Origin of the sequence: Streptomyces sp. NBC_01497, assembly GCF_036250695.1 — a bacterium.
Taxonomy (GTDB): Bacteria; Actinomycetota; Actinomycetes; order Streptomycetales; family Streptomycetaceae; genus Streptomyces.
This window is the reverse complement of record NZ_CP109427.1, coordinates 944,297-960,540: the sequence shown is the minus strand read 5'-3', so window position 1 is coordinate 960,540 and position 16,244 is coordinate 944,297. Positions and strand designations below refer to the sequence as shown.

Below are 16,244 nucleotides of genomic sequence, written 5' to 3'. Positions count from 1 at the left end.
CCTCCTTCTCGGCGCCCCCGCGCGGCGAACTCACTCCCCGCGCACGACCCGGATCGTCTTCACGTCACTGTCGGCGGCATCCGGCACGACCATGCCGGCCTCGACCCCGCTGCGGAGGTACTCCACCACCGCGGTACTGAGGCGCTCTCCGGGCAGTGCGGCGGGAATGCCGGGCGGGTAGGGCGTCAGCACCTCGGCGCCGATCCGGCCGGCGGCCCGCTGCCACGGCACGTCCTCTACCGGACCGAAGTAGGCGTCCCTCGGAAGCATGACCTGCTCCAGTCGCAGGCCCGCGGGGTCGGGCACCGCGATCTCGGCGGAGTCGCGCAGCCCGTCCGCGTGCGCGGACACGTCCCGGAGTGCCGCCAGCAGCACTTCCTCGCTCCTCCGGTCGTCCGCGTGGGTCAGCTGCGCGTTGATACGGCGGTGGTCGGCCGTGTGGAGGTTGACCCCGTGGTGCTCGCGGACCCAGTCGGTGATGCGGTAGCCGGTCGTGGCGAGCTCGGAAATGTCGATCACGATCTGCAGAGGGTCCAGATCGTTCGAGAGACCGGGACCGCAGAAGTCCTGCCTGCCGTGCACGTGCATGCCGTCGATCGAGGCGATCGCCTTGCGTACGGACTCCGCGCGCGTGAGGGCCTCGTCGTAGAGCGCCCTGCCGTGCTCCACCATTTGACGGCGCCAGCCGTCGAGGGCGGCGTAGACGAGCACGGAAGGGCTTGTCGTACCGAGCAGGTCGGCCCGGCTTCGTAGCACTTCCGGTGCGATCAGGGCGCCCTGGAGATGGAAGACCGAGCCTTGTTCGAGCCCGGAGCCCATCTTGTGGACGGAAGTGACGCAGACGTCCGCCCCGGCATCCATCGCCCAGGTGGGCAGCCGCGGGTGGAAAGGGAGATGGGCGCCCCACGCCTCGTCGACGATGAGCGGCCGGGACCGCTCGTGGCAGACCTCCGCGATCGCCGCGAGGTCGGCGCATGTGCCGTACGGAGTCGGTGTCGTGACCAGGGCGCCCCTCGCGTCCGGGTACTCCTCGAATGCTGCTCGGAACGAGGCGGCCGTCGGAGGATGGGCGAGGTGCCGTTCGGCGTCCCATTGGGGGTCGATCCAGATCGGCTGGATCCCCGCGAGCACGAGCCCGGAGACGACGGATTTGTGCACGTCCCGCCCGACGAGGAGCCTTTCGTGAGGCCCCGCGACGGCGAGCATCGCGGCTTTTACCGACAGCGAGCTGCCGCACGTCGAGAAGAATGTGTGTTCTGCCCCCACGGCGTCGGCCATCAAGGCCTGCGCCCGCTCCAGCACGCGGCCAGAGGACGAACGGTCGTCGAGGCCGCTGATGGCCAGCACGTCCGAACGGAAGACCGCGTCGCCGAGCACGTCACGGACCCGGGGGTCGGCCCCTCTTCCCTGCTTGTGCCCCGGCGGGGTGAACGGGGTCTGTGCGGTCGCATGGTAGGTCTGGAGCGCCTCCAGCACCGGAGCACGTGAGTGGTCCATGACCACCGCCTTCCCGTGCTTGTTCCATGCGACGCGTCTTCTTCGCCGCATGCACCGAACGGCCTACGGGGGAGGTCCCTTGTCTGCGACCCGCCACTCGCGGGAGATCGGGGTGTACGGGTCGACAGGGAGGGCCCTACCGACCAGTCGGGCCTGGAAGCGGGAGCCGCGAGGGCCGGGGTGGGAAGGGCGGGGCCGTCCCGGAAAACCAGTACCCCGACAGCAGGGAGTGGGTAGGCAAATCGTGGAGGAGGGCACGGCCGGCACGCACGGCGATGCCATGTACGCGCCTCCCGTCACCTCGCCCGCCTGTGCAAGCCCGGGCGCTCGGCGGGGCACGCGGAGGTTCGACCGGGAGGCGTGCTTCTCTGTCAGCCTGTGCGGTCGCGGTCGCGGTCGCGGTCGCGGTCGCGGTCGCAGTCACGGCATCGGACTTCGGCCATCGGGGCAGTGTCGTCCTTGTCGTGCGTCGCCCGGGCCGCCAGGTCGCCACCAGGGCTCCGGCCAGGAGGAGTTCGGCGATGTCCCCGCCGTAATACATGATCTCCGCACCTTGCTGCACCTGTGCGACGGGCGCGTGGATGTCGACGAAGAAGCCGCCGTACATGGCTTCAGCGATCAGTGCGTGTCCGGCGATCGCGATCCCCAGGTACACCAGCCGGCTTCTGACACCGGGCCGTGCGGGCGCCGGGTCGGGGCCTGCGACGACGTAGGCGAACAGGTATCCGGACATCAGGAAGTGGGCGTCCATGAGCCAGTGCCCCGCAGGGTGGGCGGTCGCCGAGTTGTACAACGGCGTGAAGTACAGCAGTCCGAGCGTGCCGGTGCTCAGGGACAGTGCGACGGCGGGGTGGGCGGGCACTCGTGCGAGGGGGCTGTGCAGCAGCGCCGTCAGCCGTCGGGCTCGAGCGGCCGGGAGGACGCGCAGCAGGAGGGTGACTGGCGCGCCCAGCACCAGTGCGAGAGGTGCGTACATGCCGATGAGCATGTGCTGGGCCATGTGCGCGCGGAAGTCGGCGTGCGCGGCCGTAGCCAGGGGCGGCAGCAACGCGGAGGCGAGGAGGGCCGTCCCGGTGAGGAACGATGCCGAGCGCCTCGCATTCCAGCCCTGAGCAGGGTTTCGGCGCCGGGCGTGGCGTGCATCGAGCAGGTAGCCCACGCTGACGGCGAGCAGCGGCAGTAGGCAAAGGGCCGTGCCCGGGAGGCCGGCTTCTTGATGGTGCATAGCGTCCATCAGGTGTGGTCACCGGCCCGCTCGTGGCCGCCTGCGCTGGTCGGGTCGTAGGGGCGGCCAGTGCGCTGGAGGAGGTGGCCGCCGATCAACAGCAGGCCGCCGAGGACGAGGAATGCGGTGTCCCACCATGCCCGGTAAGGGCCGCCGTGGACGTGGTGGATGCCCAGGATCTGGTGGTCGAGAATGCCTTCGACCAGGTTGAACAGGCCCCAGCCGGCCAGGATCCAACCCCACAGGACGCGTGAGGTCCACACCGCGCGCCGGTTGTGCGTGACCCTGGAGTACAGGGTGGCCAGGCCCAGCAGGACGGCGATCCAGCACACGGCGTGGAAGATGCCGTCCCAGAGCGTGTTCATCTCCAGCCCGGAGACTGTGTGGGGGTTGTAGTACTTGACCCCGATTCGGTCGTGGTTGGTGCTGGTGAGCATGTGGTGCCACTGCAGGAGCTGATGCAGCAGGATGCCGTCGACGAACCCGCCGAGGCCCACACCGAGGATGACGCCCGGCAGCTGCAGACTGTTCGGTGCTGCCTTGGGCGCCCGGCGACTGCCCGCCATGGTGGCCATCACCGCTTCTCCCTGCGGACGGCAACGCGTGCAGGGTTTACCGGCACCTTGCCCGTTCGTCCGGCTCAGGTCGCCCGGAGGTGCGGTACTTCAGTCGGTCCCCCGATGCGGCTGGGCCATGTGGCCCCGTAGGGACGGAGTCGCCGCCCCCGCAGCGGCGGTACGGGGACGTCGTCGGTCAGTCCCGCGCCCCCCACCTGGATCGGGCCGCACCGGGGCATCCGGCCGCATGTCGGTACACGGCTCGACTTACGCGTGTGATGGGCCGCCCGCGATTCGGAGACACACCGCGGTCTGCTCGACCGTCGCAGCCTTCCGAAGAGCCGCCTTCTCCGCGTCGTGGACCTTCGCCGGGCTGCGAGCGGCGGAAGCCGGCCGATGTCGTGAGGCAGCGAGTCGGCGGAACCGCGGGTTCCCGGGGCCGCCACCGGAATCCGCTCGGCCCGCGCGGGAACGGAACCCGCGTGGCTCGGGGCCGGAAAATCGCGACCTCGGCCTGTTCCACTCGGCGGTGTTCGCCCTCGGTTTCCCGGGTACTCGTGCGCTGGTCGGCGCCCCGAGGCCGCACCGAACCACCCCGCGTACGGGGCCCGGTGAGGCCGTCGTTGGGGGCGTTACTCCCTCCGGGTCGCAGGACGACGAGGCCGTCGGGTGCTGGCGGTGAATCGGTCGGATCAGGACGCTGAAACGAGGTGACATGGATGCCCGAGCTCCCGGACGTCGAAGGATTCCGCACAGTGCTGAGGGAGTGCGGTTCGAGGCGGCGTGTCTCGGAGGTACGGGTTCTGGACGCCGGCGTGCTGCGAGGCGTGGGGGAGGAGCGCCTGAGGAGAGAGCTGGAGGACAGGCGGCTGGGAGACCCGTGGCGTCATGGGAAACGCCTGTTCGTCCCGGTCGAGGGCAGTGACATGACACTTGTCTGCCATTTCGGCATGACGGGGTCGTTCCGCTGCTGTTCTTTGGACGAGCCGGTCGCGGCACACGACCGCGTGGTCCTGACTCTCGACGATGCGCAGCACCTGCGTTATACGGATCAACGCAAGTTGCAGGGACTGCAGTTGACTGACAAGCGCGGTGTCGAACGGATTCTTGACAGGCTGGGCCCCGACGCTCTGGCCGTGCCCAGGGAGGAATTCCAGGATGTACTGGCCGGGAAACGGGGCGCCGTCAAGAGTGCGCTGATGGATCAGTCCGTGATCGCGGGGCTGGGGAACCTGCTGTCCGACGAGATCCTCTGGAGGGCCCGGATCAACCCCCGTCTTCCGGCACGCGAGCTGAGCGACACGGCCGTGCGGCATGTGCACACCTCGATGGGCCGGGTCCTCGACACGTCCGTGCGCGCCCGCTGCGTACCGCCGCGGCGACGCTGGCTCACCGGGCGCAGGGAGGACGTGGATCCGGTGTGCCCGCGGTGCGGTGCGCACCTGCGCTCCGGCCGGGTGGCGGGCCGACGGACGGTGTGGTGTCCGGTGTGCCAGAGCTGAGCATCGCAGCAGGTCACCCGCAAGGGCCGACGGCATGACCCCCTCGGCGGCGGGTCACGAACAGTGCACGGGTACGTGACGCCCTCGTGGCGGCCCGCCGGGGGCATGCGGAGCGGCCGGGCCGCCGAGTCGTACCCACCTGCATGTCGGGCCCGGTGTCACCAGTGCGGCGCAGGGTACGCGGGGGCCGGAGCGCGGGGCACCGCGCAGGGACGGGTGCCGCGGAGCCGTACCGGCTCCACACCGTGCGAGCGTCGATCAGAACCACGGAGGCTGCCATGAACGACCAGCACAACGTCGATCCAACCGAGAAGCACCCCCAGCCCGACTTTCCGGAGCAGGGCCAGAGCCACCCCGGCTGGACGGGACCGATGGACCCGCCGCCCGACCACGGCGAGGAGTCCTACCGCGGCAGCGGTCTGCTCAGCGACCGGGCGACCGTCGTGACCGGCGGCGATTCCGGGATCGGCAGGGCCGTGGCGCTCGCCTACGCCCGGGAGGGCGCCGACGTGCTGTTCACCTATCTGGAGCCGGAGAAGGAGGACGCCGAGCAAACCGCCCGCCTCGTCCAGGACGCCGGTCGCCGGGCCATAGCCGTTCCCTGCGACATTCGTGAGGAGGACGAGTGCCGAGCGTTGATCGACCGGGCGGTGGACGAGTTCGGACGAATCGACGTCCTCGTCAACAACGCGGCATTTCAGATGTCCCAGCCGGACGGGATCGGTGCGATCACGACCGAGCAGTTCGACCGGGTCCTCAAGACCAACCTGTATGGCATGTTCTGGCTCAGCAAGTACGCCGTGCCACACATCCCGCGGGGCGGGTCCATCATCAACACCACGTCCGTGCAGGCCTACAAGCCCAGCCCGCACTTGCTGGACTACGCCACGACCAAGGGCGGCATCGTCACGTTCACCCAGGGACTCGCCCAGATGCTGGCCTCGGACGGCATCCGGGTCAACGCCGTGGCGCCGGGCCCGGTCTGGACGCCTCTCATCCCGGCGACGCTGCCGGGCACCAACGAGTTCGGCAAGCAGGCCCCTCTGGGACGGCCGGCCCAGCCCGCGGAGATCGCGCCCTCCTACGTGTTCCTCGCCTCCGAGCACGCCAGCTTCCTGACGGCGGAGATCGTCAACGCAACTGGCGGCACCCCGCTGCCCTGACCCGCACAGAGGTACGCGGGTGCGGTCGCCGGGCGCATCGTCGGGATCGTCACGGACGGTTCCCTCCGCCACGTCGAGGCGATCCAGGTCCGCGAGCCGAACGTCCACACGTGATGCCAAGTCGGCCTCCCAGCGCGGTGGTGAGCGTTCGCATCGGGGGCCGGTCAGTCCCACCCGCGATCAGCTCTATGAAGAGGCGAAGAGGAAGAACGTAGAGGGCCGTTCCTCGATGAACAAGGAAGAACTGCGCAAGGCGGTGGGGCGCTGAACCCGCGCGGCGCGGCAGTGGCCGAGCGGCCCGGAACGCGGTGAGAGTCCGGCGGCCATTACAGAAACAAATGGGACAAGACCTGCTACCTTCCGCCGAGACACCTTCGGCTACGAGCCTGGGCCACCGGTGGTACGCGCGGCGGGTAGATCACAATGCGGCGATCGCTGCGGCGGCCCACGCAAACCGGACGGCAGCCGGTACCTCACGAGAAAGTCACCAGGACCGCGGGGGCAGTGCGGTGCTGCGCCTCGTAGTCGACCATCCCGAGGACGTGTCCCGGGCGGCGTTTGTCGACCGCCTGCCACTGACGGAGCACCTGTCCCGGGTGATGCCGGAGCTCGCCGTCCAGTGGGGGCACTGGTTCTTCTTCGCGCAGCCGGATGTTGCCGAGCGGATGACCAAACTGCCGAGCAGACCACAGGCTGGGGGACTGGGACGCACGTGAGCTCGTGGGACACATAGCCGAGACCGGTCCCGATGGAGGGCGCCGACTTTACCGGCAGCCTTGAGCATGTGCGTGGGACTGAGCCCTTGTGAGCCCGCAGTTCGCTCTCATTACGGTTCTGTGGTCGGATGAGGAGATGTCGAAGTGCATCCGGTTCTTGCCGGGTTTCGGCTGTGCAGTCTGCGGAAAGCCCAGGCCTGTCCCGTTCCGCCGCTGCAGCCAGGCGTACGGGCCCGTACGGTCCACGACAGGTCTGTCGAGCAGGACGGACCAGGAGGCGCCAAGACGCTCGGGGGCGGGGGCGTCGACGATGAGGGCGTTGATCTGCGCCCGGGCATATGCCAGAGGTAATCTTCCCAAAAAAGTCACCGCCAGTGGGGATCGCCGGTAGCCGGGCGGAGGGACGATCAGCCCCTGCCAGGCCGGGGCGATCCGCTCTGCACAGAGTGAGCCTGTCAGCCCGGGCGGCTGTGCTCTTGCAAGTTGCTTCTGCAGGTCGAGGTCCACACCGTGCATCGCGCACATCCCGCATGCGACGTCAGTTCGTATGCTGGCAGGAGAGGGGGATTCCGGCATCCACGTCCGCCGAGCTCCTGCAGGGCCGCCCACAGCCGAGCCGGCGCAAACGGTTCACGGGTCCCCCCGCGGAAGCGGAACGTGAGAGGAGTGCTGGAGCCGGGCCGACACAGCCGGAGTCACTGGGAGGCGGATGTGGCTGACGATCGAATCGGGCTCGCCGCGGTGCTGGCCGCCGCGGAGGAGGCCGCGCCTGTCGCCTCACTCGACGTGGTGGCGCAGAACCTGCGCGAGCGGTTCGGCGCACGATGCGCGTCCTTCCTGTTCATCGATGTCGCCGGCCGGCAACTGGTACGTGTCTCGGAAGGAACGTCCTCGCGGGAAGGCCACCGGGCGGAACAGGTCCCACTGGCCGGCACTGTCTACGAACAGGTACTCGGCGGCCAGCAGCCGATATCGGGCCCGGACAGCGGGCCCGGGCGGCGCGTGCTTGCACCCGTTACGAACCGTGGCGACGCGATCGGGATCCTGGAAGTGTTCCTGCCCCGCGTCACGCGGGAGGCACTGGAGCAGGTCGAGGAGGCCGCGCACACGCTCGCGTACATCCTCGTCACCGACCGTCGATTCACCGACCTGTACCACTGGGGAGAGCGCACTACCTCGGTGAGTCTCGCCGCCGAGATACAGCGCCAGCTACTTCCCTCGGCCTCTTCTTGCGAGGCGAACCAGTTCGCGATCGCCGGCGCACTGGTGCCTGCTACCGATATCGCCGGGGACTCATACGACTACTCCCTCGACCCGGACACCCTGCACCTGTCGATCACGGACGCCATGGGGCATGACGTCGATGCCGCTCTGATGGCCAGCGTGCTGGTCAACGCCTCGCGCGGTGCCCGTCGCTCTGTGGTCGCCCTGGTGGAACAGGCCCGCCAGATGCATCAGGCCATGCTCGACCACGGCCGCGGCTCCTTCGCCACCGGGCTGCTGGCCCGCATCGCTCTCGACGGCAGTGGGGCGCAACTTGTCAATGCAGGCCACGCGTGGCCGTTGCGTTTGCGCGACGGAGCCGTCCACGAGGTCGCGTTGGACGTCGATCTGCCGTTCGGGGTCCTGGCTCCTTCCCACCACGTCCAAGACCTCGATTTGCGCCCCGGTGACCGGCTTGTCCTCTACACCGACGGCATGCAGGACGGTAGGGCGCGCACCGTAGGGCTGCCCGCCCTGATCCGCGACACTGCCGCCGAGCACCCTCGCGACGTCGCACGCATCCTGACGACCACGGTCGCGGACGCTTCGGGCGGACGCCTGGCGGACGACGCGACCGTGCTGTGCCTGGACTGGTACGGCGATGTGCGCGGCGAGCGCCGGGCGAAGAGTTGGACCGACGCCTAAGGAGACCGCCCAGGGTCAGTGCGCTGCGGAACCATAGGGGGCCACAACGCCATGGTCGGCGTCGCCGGGCGAGGCTCCCCAGTGCCTCGGATTCACTCCGGCCCAGTCCGGGGTGGCGGCGCGTATCTCGTAGCGGATCCAGAGTCGTTTGAACTGGTCGAGCCAGGCGAAGGTCCGTTCCACGACCCAGCGGGTCTGGCCCAGGCCGGATCCGTGTGGGGCGCTGCGTCGGGCGATCTTCGCTGTGGTTCCCCGAGCCCGGAGTTCGGCTACGACACCCAGTCCCGCGTCACCTCGATGCAGCGCGTCGCACCGACCGGAACCGACACCTGGACCTACGCCTACTCGGCCACCACCCGCGCCCCGGCCGGAACAACGACCGTGACGGACCCGAACGCACACAAGACCGTTTACACGGTGGACGGCTCCGGCCAGGTGACCAAGGTCGTCGACGCGTTGAACCACACGCGTTCGTCGTCCTACGACGCGAACCACAATCAGAAGACGGCCGTCAACGCGCCGGGTTCGGGCTCGGAGAACACCACGACGTTCGGCTGGGACGGCAGCGACAACCTGAACTCGGCGAAGCTGCCGACCGGTGCCACCACCGCGCTCGGCGCCCACAGCACCCACTCTGGCGCCAACCTGCCCTCCAGCCTGACCAACCCGTCCGGCAAGAAGACTTCCTACAGCTACGACACGTCCGGCAACCTGACTTCCTCGCAGGACACCACCACAGGCGTCTCCGACGGGTCGAGCAGTACGAGACTCCCCTCACCCTCCACGCCGAAAAGGGCAACGCCGACTCCCGACAACGCCTCGAAGACGTCTCCTACACCCTGTGCGTCTCCACCGGCACCCGAGACATCAACGCCGCCCTGAAGGCCGCACGGCAACGACTCACCCAAGCCGCTCAGGCCACGCGCAACGCCGTAGCCGCCTGAGCCGAGCAACCCTGCCCGCCGCCACGGCGCCTGTGCGCGGCACCGAAACAGACCGAGGCCCCGGGAGACCCACCAGACCCCCGGGGCCGAACCCTGCCAGTCGGCGGGCCGGGCGCGCAGGGCATCACCGCACCCGTGCGCCCGGCCTACGAACCTGCCGCTCCAGCCAATCCGCCACCCCATCGACCGCCGCGTCCGCATCGCCGCCCCGTTCGAGCGCAGAGCTGAAAATCGCCCAGTGGACAGTTCCGGCACTCACCGGCGCCCTCGTGGTCCTCAACGCCCTGCACGGCGAACAGCAGCGTCCCGCTCCGCAAGCAGGAGGCATCGTGGAACGCGCCCGCCGCATTGCCAACCTATAGGCACCGGCCCGAGCACCAGGCCCGTGCACCGGCGGCGCGGCGCCCAGGCCGGGATCCGGCGGCTGAGGCGTCCCTCATCGGCGCCTGGCCTCGGCGGCCGACTCGCACGGGAGGCAAAATCGCAAGCTGACCACTGGGTGCCTGCGGGTATGCAGGCACTTCTCGGCGTGTCGACAACAGGAGCCTGCCTGTCCGTTCTTCAATGAGGTCGGCCCGCGCCGTCCCTACCGTCGGCGCGGGTCTCTTGCCTCCCGTACTGCCTCAGCCCTCCGAGCGCCCGGATGCGGAATCATCCCCGTTCGCCGTCTTCACGCTCCAGCCCATACCGGAGCAGCCCGACGGCAGCGCGGGAAACACATGACCGACGCGCGTGATAGCCCGACGCGCCTGATCACAGGTGCACTCGTAGACCCCGCTGACCGGCACTCTCTCACCAGGCAGGAACGTCCGCGTCTCCTTACCCATATCCCCGTGGTCCCTCCCCACCCGGGCCCCCGCAGCCCAGACGGGCCTGACCAGACACCCTGAGAGCAGCCGCGCCTGGCAAGCTTCCCTCGGCTGCGCGGCATCGTGCACGCGGGCAGACTGAGTGAAGCCGCCGGCGGATTGGACCTCCTTCCCGTCGGCGGCCCTGCGGATGCGACCGGGCGCTACCAGCAGCCCGGATCGGTCTGACGGAGCAGGTCCTCTCGAGTGCGGCTGAAGAGATCGGGCGCGGCGGATAGTGCTTGGGGACTGCGTGTCTCCGCCGACCCTGCCTCCTACCGTGCGCGCCGACGTTCCGGCCGAACTCAGGGCGTGGACGAGGGGAGGGAGCGGAACGTCCGCGTCGCCGCACAGAGACGGATGTTCTCCAGGGTCAGAATCTGGTCCTCTGCGCGTTCCACCAGGGCGTCCAACCGCTCGGTGGACAGGCGCGCGTCGGTCTCGGACAAGGCGCGCAGGGTACGCCAGCACGCTGCCTTGCCCTGGACGCCCAGGAGAGCCGACTCGGCCTCCAGGACGTCGCTGAGGGGGGAACGGGAGAACAGATGGCCGTTGGGCTTGAGGCGACCCGCCTTCTCTGCGATCCACCCCACCGCAGCCTTCGGCCGGTCCACTGGCACCCCGAGATCAGCCATGACCTGCGCCAACGCCTCCCGGTCCTCCTCCACCTGCCGCGCCAGCTCCACCAGAGCGTTGCGCTCGGCCCCACCGTGGGACTGTGCGGCTCGCTTGAAGAGCTCCACGCCGCCGGTCGCGCCGGCAAAATGGTCGTTGAGGTAGATCGCCAGCAGATCGGGGCTGCCGGCATTCTCGTCGGCGGGAAGAGTCATTACGGGACCTCCAGAGTGACGCGGCGCCGCTCGGCTCGAGGCCACACGTGCTCGCGGGCCCCTCGCCCGACAGGCCCCTGACGGCGCCCAGCTATTTCGCTTCTCTCCCCTCTCGCGCCCTTCACTCGCCCAACCCGCGATACGTGGGGCGCTGGTCTGGGTACCCGCACCCAGCCTCGCCGACTGCTCGCCCAGCCGTCACTCGTGGGTGGGCTCTTTCAGGTTCCAGCCGATGCCGGAGCAGTGTTCCGGCGGGGGCGAGAAGGTGTGGCCCTTGACGTCCGTGCTTGTGAAGGCCTTGTGCGACTCACCGCACGTGCACTCGTAGATGCCGCTCTCGGGCACTTTCTCGCCAGGCCGGAACATCCTCGTCTCGTCGTCGCTCATACCTCCACCGTGCCCCTGCCCGCCTCCTCGTGCAGCACAGCTCCGCTCTCGATGCCGTGGCTTGCCGCAGCACCGTTCGTTGACCGGGAGTGGTGCGTGCGCCAGCGCTCCGCAGGGCTTCGGCCCCCGCCCCGGCGTCCATGGGACCGAAACGGCCGCTCTCCCGGTGATCCGGACCGGACGGTGGCGCACTGCGGAGCCTAGGAAAGCCGGCAGGCTGGTCGGCCCGTCCCGCGGCGCAGGCGGTGCGGATATGGGCCAGAAGAGGAGCGGGGTCCAGGTCCTCGTGCTCCTGGCACTCGCACAACAAATCGAGCTGGAGCGGTCCGGTTGAGGGCATCGCGTTTCCCCTTGGACGCTCAGTGCCGGCACCAGGGACATGAACGCCTCGGTGGGTCTGACGTCGAGGGGGCCAGCAGGTGCATGCACCACCGTGGTGGACAGACGTGATGCGCGACCGCGTCAGGGCGGAGCGGGCCCGGTGGATAAGGCAGCTCAGAGTGTGGCTACTGAGCGGGTCAGCGAGTGCGGTGGGGCCAGTTTGGCGCGAGCGTGGTGAAATCTGCGTCTCGTGGCGGGGGTTTACGGGGTCGGCTTGGAGACCAGTTGGGGACCAGCGACCTTGACCGGGTCAGCGGGTCATGACGATGGGGCTCGGTAGCGAGCGTGGTGCGCGCAGCGCGCTGCCGCCCCGCGCCCCGGCCGGCTTCCGGAGCGGGCTACCAGCGGTGCCGCGCCGGCGACGGGTGGAGTCTGGCGACGAGCGCGGAAAGGAAGACCGGGAGCTTGTCGACCATGGCTTTGGGGACCGGAGTGGACTGGATGGTATCTCTTCTCACGTCCTGGACGATGAGGGTATGGGTGCCGTTCTCCTCTATGAGTTCGGCGGCAAAGAGCAAAGTCTGCGTGGAGGTCTGCATCAGGACTCCTGAGTGTGCGTGTCGTCGAGCCAGGCTGTCCATGCCTTCGTGGCCTGCTCCTCGTCGCTGTTCGCGGCGAACAGGTGGTGGCCCAGCCAGATCGGTACGTTCCAGGTGCTGCCGTTGAAGAACCGGTACAGGGCGTCCGGGCCTCGCAGGCCGACGAAGTCGGTGCTGATCCAGTCGACGGCCACCTCCACGGGGTCACAGTCCGGGCCGGGGGCGAGGAGTGTGAACCGGTCGCCGACGGCCGCGTCGTCGGGGAGGCCGAGGCGTCGGCACAGGGCGGCGAAGCCGACCGGGTCGGCGGTGGGTTGCCGGCGCTGGGATCTGATGTAGACGGCGGGTCGGCCGGCGAAGTGCCGGAGATACTCGGCGAGGGCGTGCTGGTGGAAGTCGACGTACTTCTCGGCGACGTCCGTCTTGGCATCCCAGTTCCAGGCGTCGTCAACGACACCTGTGTGAACCAGTGGATTGCCATACGCAGATGGCTCGCGCCACCGTCGGACCACTCGATGCGGTAGCTGAGCGTGTTGGAGAACCCGTATTCCTGGGTTGCCCGGACAGCGATGTGATGCGGCGGCTCCCACGCCACGACGGTGGCATCTCCCCGGGTGACCTTTCCGCCGACGCGCGGCTCGATTTCCATCGGATAGAGCCAGCCGAGGTTGCCGGCTCCGGTGGTGACTGCGTTCCAGACCTGGTCGGGCAGGACGGGCAGGTACTGCTCCCGGCGGACCTCGAACTCTCGGGCCATGGTGGGTACTCCTTCGTCGTTCAGTGTCAGTGAGCGAGCGGGAGAGCGGTCAGCCGCCGCTGCAGCGGGTTATCCCGCCAGTCCAGGGTTGACGCGTCGGCCAGCCGCAGCTCGGGGAGCGTGCGCACCAGGGTGCCGACGGCCACCTCCGCCTGCAGCTTGGCCAGTGGGCCGCCGAGGCAGAAGTGCGGGCCGGGACCGACCGGAAGACGAGCGCGGGCGCGGGGCGGCCGTGACGCGGCGGGGCGCTGTTACGGCTCGATCTGCCTACCCGGCCGGCCGCCACCTGGTTCGTCGGGCGTTCGCCGGTGGCCCGGGACCAGGGGCCACTGTGGTCTTCCTCGCTTTGGCGGCCGAAAATTCGATTACTTGTGCACCCCAAGTTATTGTCTTATGCAAGTAGTGCGGATGTGAAAGAAGGTGACCGGCGGTGGATCAAGCAGGTGCGGTGCCCGTCGCGGGGCAGGGGACGGCAGCCCTCAGAACCGAGGCGGACGGAGGCCGGGCCGAGGCCCCTTCCGTCGCGGACGCGGTGATCGATCTGCTGCGCACGGTGCGCCGGTCCAAGGCCCGTTTGATGGCCGCGGCCAGCGACGACGTCGACTCGGCGACGCAGATGGTGCTGCGCACCGCGGCGATCGACGGCCCGCTGCGGGCGAGCGCGCTGGCTGCCGGCGTGCAGTCGGATCTGTCGACGGTCAGCCGCCAGGTGGCCGCGCTGGTGACGCGCGGGCTGATGGAGCGCCGGGCCGACCCGGTGGACGGCCGTGCGAGCCTCCTCGTGGTCACGGAGGCCGGCCGGGCGATGATCGCCGCACACGAGCGTGCCCGCCTCGCGTTCTTCGAGCAGGTGCTCGACGGCTGGACGGTTGAGGAACAGGACCAGTTCTCCCGCCTGCTGGTGCGGTTCACCGCGGCCTACGACACCACGCACATCCATTGGACGACCAGCGGGACGCGGCATTCCGCCCGCTTCGGCAACTCGGAAGAAGGCAGTACGACATGAGCGCCACCGCAACCCGTCCGACGGGCACGCCCCCGGACGGGGTGCTCACCCACCGGCAGGTCCTCACGATCCTGTCCGGGCTCGTCCTCGGCATGTTCCTCGCGGCGCTGGACCAGACGATCGTTTCGACCGCGATCAAGACGATAGGCAACGACCTCGACAACCTGTCGGCGCAGGCGTGGGTCACTACCGCGTTCCTGATCACCTCGACCATCGCCGCGCCGCTGTTCGGCAAGCTGTCGGACATCTACGGCCGCAAGCGGCTGTTCATGCTCGCGATCCTCATCTTCGTGGTCGGTTCGGCGCTGTGCGGTCTGTCCCAGTCGATGTACGAACTGGCCGGGTTCCGCGCGTTCCAGGGCATAGGCGCCGGCGGCATCATGCCGCTCGCCCTTGCGGTCATCGGCGACATCATCCCGCCCCGTGAGCGCGCCCGTTACCAGGGCTACATGATGGCCGTCTTCGCCAGCGCGTCCGTCCTCGGACCGGTGCTGGGCGGTCTGTTCTCCGGCACGGACAGCTTCCTGGGCGCCGCGGGCTGGCGCTGGATCTTCTACATCAACGTCCCCATCGCGATCTTCGCGCTGATCGTCATCGCCAAGGTGCTCCACCTCGACCACGTCCGCCGCGAGCGGCGTATCGACTGGTGGGGATCGATCCTGCTGGTCGTCGGACTGGTGCCTCTCCTCGTCGTCGCCGAGCAGGGGCAGGGCTGGGGATGGGCCTCGGCCGGTTCGTTCGCCTGCTACCTGATCGGTGCGGCCGGCCTCGCCCTGTTCGTCCGGGTCCAGCACCGCATGGGGAACGACGCGCTTCTCCCGCTGCGGCTGTTCCGCAGCAGTACCTTCTCGGTCGCCTCCGCGCAGGTCACGATCATCGGTATGGCGATGTTCGGCGGCCTGTCGGTGATCCCGCTGTACCTGCAGATCGTCAAGGGTGCCTCACCGACGAAGTCCGGTCTGCTGCTGCTCCCGCTCGTCGCGGGGCTGATGCTCGCCTCCCTCGGCGCTGGTCAGCTGATCGCCCGCACAGGCCGCTACAAGATCTTCCCGGTGATCGGGTCGGTCCTCATGGTCGTCGGCATGGGCCTGCTGATCATGATCGGTGCGGACACGCCCCTGTGGCAGACCGACATCTACATGGCGGTCTTCGGTATCGGCCTCGGGCTCAACATGCAGAGCCTCGTGCTGGCGATGCAGAACGCCGTGCCCGCCGAAGACATGGGCGTCGCCTCCGCCGCATCGGCGTTCTTCCGCTCCATCGGCGGCACCCTGGGTACCGCGATCTTCCTGTCCGTCCTGTTCTCACTGGCCGGGACCAAGATCACTAGCGCGTACACGAAGGCCGGGAGTGATCCCGCCTTCGCCGCGGCGGCCAAGGCCCACCCCGATCAGCTCACCTCCCTGCACCAGAACCTGGGCGCCGGGCTGAATGACACGTCGTTCCTGAACGGTCTGGCCAAGCCGCTCAGCCATCCGTTCTTCGCAGGTTTCTCCGGCGCGGGCGACGTGGTGTTCGCGATCGTCGCGGTCCTGCTGCTGGCTGCCGTCGTGCTCTCGACGCGCCTCAAGGAGGTTCCGCTGCGCCTCATCTCGGGCAACCAGGCCCGCCGCGAGGCGGAAGTCGCCGTCCCGGGCGAGGGCCAGGCCACGGCCGGTCCGGCACCGGAGGCCGCCGACGGGTCCCGTACACCCGCCCTGGTCGATGACGACCCCCTGACGGGTTCCGCGGACGAAAGGGTCTGATACCCGCCCGCGTCCTGCCGGGCTGTCGCCGAACGGCACATCCGCCCCCTCACTCGGGGCAGTCAGACGTGCGGAGCGGCGGCCCGGCGCAGGCGGAAGAAGCACCGTACAAGCAGGAGAAGCGGGTCCGGCCGTGAGCCGTGACCCGCTTCGCACCCTGCCCGCCCTTGGCCGCCTCTCGGTTCGAACTGTCACGTCGCGACGAGTGAGGGACGATCCGGCGAGTCGGTCTTCCTCGG

Annotated in this window: 14 protein-coding genes and 3 pseudogenes; 8 read left to right on the top strand and 9 right to left on the bottom strand. The window is 69.2% G+C overall.

Going from position 1 to position 16,244, the window contains the following annotated elements; all coding sequences use genetic code 11:
* Window positions 1–30: 30 nt before the first annotated feature.
* The 3 genes and pseudogenes from OG310_RS04205 to OG310_RS04195 all read right to left on the bottom strand — a co-directional run bounded on the left by OG310_RS04205 (window position 31) and on the right by OG310_RS04195 (window position 3,297).
* On the bottom strand, window positions 31–1,497 hold the full coding sequence (locus OG310_RS04205) for an aminotransferase class I/II-fold pyridoxal phosphate-dependent enzyme (protein WP_329454519.1): 1,467 nt from the start codon (window positions 1,495–1,497) through the stop codon (window positions 31–33).
* Window positions 1,498–1,960: 463 nt separating this feature from the next.
* Window positions 1,961–2,722, bottom strand: a pseudogene (locus OG310_RS04200) (cytochrome c oxidase assembly protein); the annotation flags it as partial.
* An 8-nt stretch (window positions 2,723–2,730) separates the two neighbouring features.
* Window positions 2,731–3,297: a DUF2243 domain-containing protein gene (locus OG310_RS04195; protein WP_329454518.1), complete on the bottom strand. Its 567-nt coding sequence runs from the start codon at window positions 3,295–3,297 to the stop codon at window positions 2,731–2,733.
* Between the two features lie 701 nt (window positions 3,298–3,998).
* On the opposite strand from OG310_RS04195, the gene OG310_RS04190 reads away from it, so the two are divergent.
* The 4 genes from OG310_RS04190 to OG310_RS04175 all read left to right on the top strand — a co-directional run bounded on the left by OG310_RS04190 (window position 3,999) and on the right by OG310_RS04175 (window position 6,660).
* Window positions 3,999–4,781 carry an Fpg/Nei family DNA glycosylase gene (locus tag OG310_RS04190; RefSeq protein ID WP_329454517.1) on the top strand — a complete coding sequence of 261 codons (783 nt, stop codon included), beginning with the start codon at window positions 3,999–4,001 and terminating at the stop codon, window positions 4,779–4,781.
* A gap of 278 nt (window positions 4,782–5,059) precedes the next feature.
* Window positions 5,060–5,944, top strand: a complete 885-nt coding sequence (locus OG310_RS04185) for an SDR family oxidoreductase (RefSeq protein ID WP_329454516.1) — start codon at window positions 5,060–5,062, stop codon at window positions 5,942–5,944.
* A gap of 19 nt (window positions 5,945–5,963) precedes the next feature.
* Complete coding sequence (locus OG310_RS04180; RefSeq protein WP_443078544.1) at window positions 5,964–6,212, top strand: plasmid stabilization protein; 249 nt, start codon at window positions 5,964–5,966, stop codon at window positions 6,210–6,212.
* A gap of 241 nt (window positions 6,213–6,453) precedes the next feature.
* On the top strand, window positions 6,454–6,660 hold the full coding sequence (locus OG310_RS04175) for a hypothetical protein (RefSeq protein WP_329454515.1): 207 nt from the start codon (window positions 6,454–6,456) through the stop codon (window positions 6,658–6,660).
* Between the two features lie 48 nt (window positions 6,661–6,708).
* Here OG310_RS04175 and OG310_RS04170 read toward each other — a convergent pair whose 3' ends face one another.
* Complete coding sequence (locus tag OG310_RS04170; RefSeq protein WP_329454514.1) at window positions 6,709–7,176, bottom strand: VOC family protein; 468 nt, start codon at window positions 7,174–7,176, stop codon at window positions 6,709–6,711.
* Window positions 7,177–7,371: 195 nt separating this feature from the next.
* On the opposite strand from OG310_RS04170, the gene OG310_RS04165 reads away from it, so the two are divergent.
* Window positions 7,372–8,568 carry a PP2C family protein-serine/threonine phosphatase gene (locus OG310_RS04165; RefSeq protein WP_329454513.1) on the top strand — a complete coding sequence of 399 codons (1,197 nt, stop codon included), beginning with the start codon at window positions 7,372–7,374 and terminating at the stop codon, window positions 8,566–8,568.
* A gap of 117 nt (window positions 8,569–8,685) precedes the next feature.
* On the opposite strand, the pseudogene OG310_RS04160 reads toward OG310_RS04165, so the two are convergent.
* Window positions 8,686–8,832 (bottom strand): annotated as a pseudogene (locus tag OG310_RS04160) (transposase); the annotation flags it as partial.
* 488 nt (window positions 8,833–9,320) lie between these two features.
* Here OG310_RS04160 and OG310_RS04150 point away from each other — a divergent pair.
* A pseudogene (locus OG310_RS04150) lies at window positions 9,321–9,512 on the top strand (DUF5133 domain-containing protein); the annotation flags it as partial.
* A 1,153-nt stretch (window positions 9,513–10,665) separates the two neighbouring features.
* Here OG310_RS04150 and OG310_RS04145 read toward each other — a convergent pair.
* The 4 genes from OG310_RS04145 to OG310_RS04130 all read right to left on the bottom strand — a co-directional run bounded on the left by OG310_RS04145 (window position 10,666) and on the right by OG310_RS04130 (window position 13,009).
* A complete protein-coding gene (locus tag OG310_RS04145; RefSeq protein WP_329454512.1) occupies window positions 10,666–11,190 on the bottom strand; it encodes a hypothetical protein in 525 nt (174 codons plus the stop codon).
* Window positions 11,191–11,388: 198 nt separating this feature from the next.
* Window positions 11,389–11,577, bottom strand: coding sequence for a hypothetical protein (locus tag OG310_RS04140; RefSeq protein ID WP_329454511.1), 189 nt, complete (start codon window positions 11,575–11,577; stop codon window positions 11,389–11,391).
* Between the two features lie 719 nt (window positions 11,578–12,296).
* Complete coding sequence (locus OG310_RS04135) at window positions 12,297–12,497, bottom strand: hypothetical protein (protein ID WP_329454510.1); 201 nt, start codon at window positions 12,495–12,497, stop codon at window positions 12,297–12,299.
* Window positions 12,497–13,009, bottom strand: coding sequence for a hypothetical protein (locus tag OG310_RS04130; protein WP_329454509.1), 513 nt, complete (start codon window positions 13,007–13,009; stop codon window positions 12,497–12,499). The genes OG310_RS04135 and OG310_RS04130 overlap by 1 nt, the downstream gene beginning before the upstream one ends.
* A 675-nt stretch (window positions 13,010–13,684) precedes the next feature.
* Between OG310_RS04130 and OG310_RS04125 the strand changes: the two genes are divergently transcribed.
* Entirely contained in the window at window positions 13,685–14,260 is a 576-nt protein-coding gene (locus OG310_RS04125) for a MarR family winged helix-turn-helix transcriptional regulator (protein ID WP_329454508.1), read from the top strand.
* A complete protein-coding gene (locus OG310_RS04120; RefSeq protein ID WP_329454507.1) occupies window positions 14,257–16,005 on the top strand; it encodes an MDR family MFS transporter in 1,749 nt (582 codons plus the stop codon). Before OG310_RS04125 ends, OG310_RS04120 begins: the two co-directional genes overlap by 4 nt.
* Window positions 16,006–16,244 lie beyond the last annotated feature (239 nt).

Excerpts from the sequence above, each read along its gene's own strand:
- OG310_RS04205 (WP_329454519.1), bottom strand. The coding sequence starts at position 1,497 with ATGGACCACTCACGTGCTCCGGTGCTGGAGGCGCTCCAGACCTACCAT.
- OG310_RS04190 (WP_329454517.1), top strand. The coding sequence starts at position 3,999 with ATGCCCGAGCTCCCGGACGTCGAAGGATTCCGCACAGTGCTGAGGGAG.
- OG310_RS04135 (WP_329454510.1), bottom strand. The coding sequence starts at position 12,497 with ATGCAGACCTCCACGCAGACTTTGCTCTTTGCCGCCGAACTCATAGAG.
- OG310_RS04140 (WP_329454511.1), bottom strand. The coding sequence starts at position 11,577 with ATGAGCGACGACGAGACGAGGATGTTCCGGCCTGGCGAGAAAGTGCCC.
- OG310_RS04120 (WP_329454507.1), top strand. The coding sequence starts at position 14,257 with ATGAGCGCCACCGCAACCCGTCCGACGGGCACGCCCCCGGACGGGGTG.
- OG310_RS04195 (WP_329454518.1), bottom strand. The coding sequence starts at position 3,297 with ATGGCCACCATGGCGGGCAGTCGCCGGGCGCCCAAGGCAGCACCGAAC.
- OG310_RS04185 (WP_329454516.1), top strand. The coding sequence starts at position 5,060 with ATGAACGACCAGCACAACGTCGATCCAACCGAGAAGCACCCCCAGCCC.
- OG310_RS04170 (WP_329454514.1), bottom strand. The coding sequence starts at position 7,176 with ATGCACGGTGTGGACCTCGACCTGCAGAAGCAACTTGCAAGAGCACAG.
- OG310_RS04145 (WP_329454512.1), bottom strand. The coding sequence starts at position 11,190 with ATGACTCTTCCCGCCGACGAGAATGCCGGCAGCCCCGATCTGCTGGCG.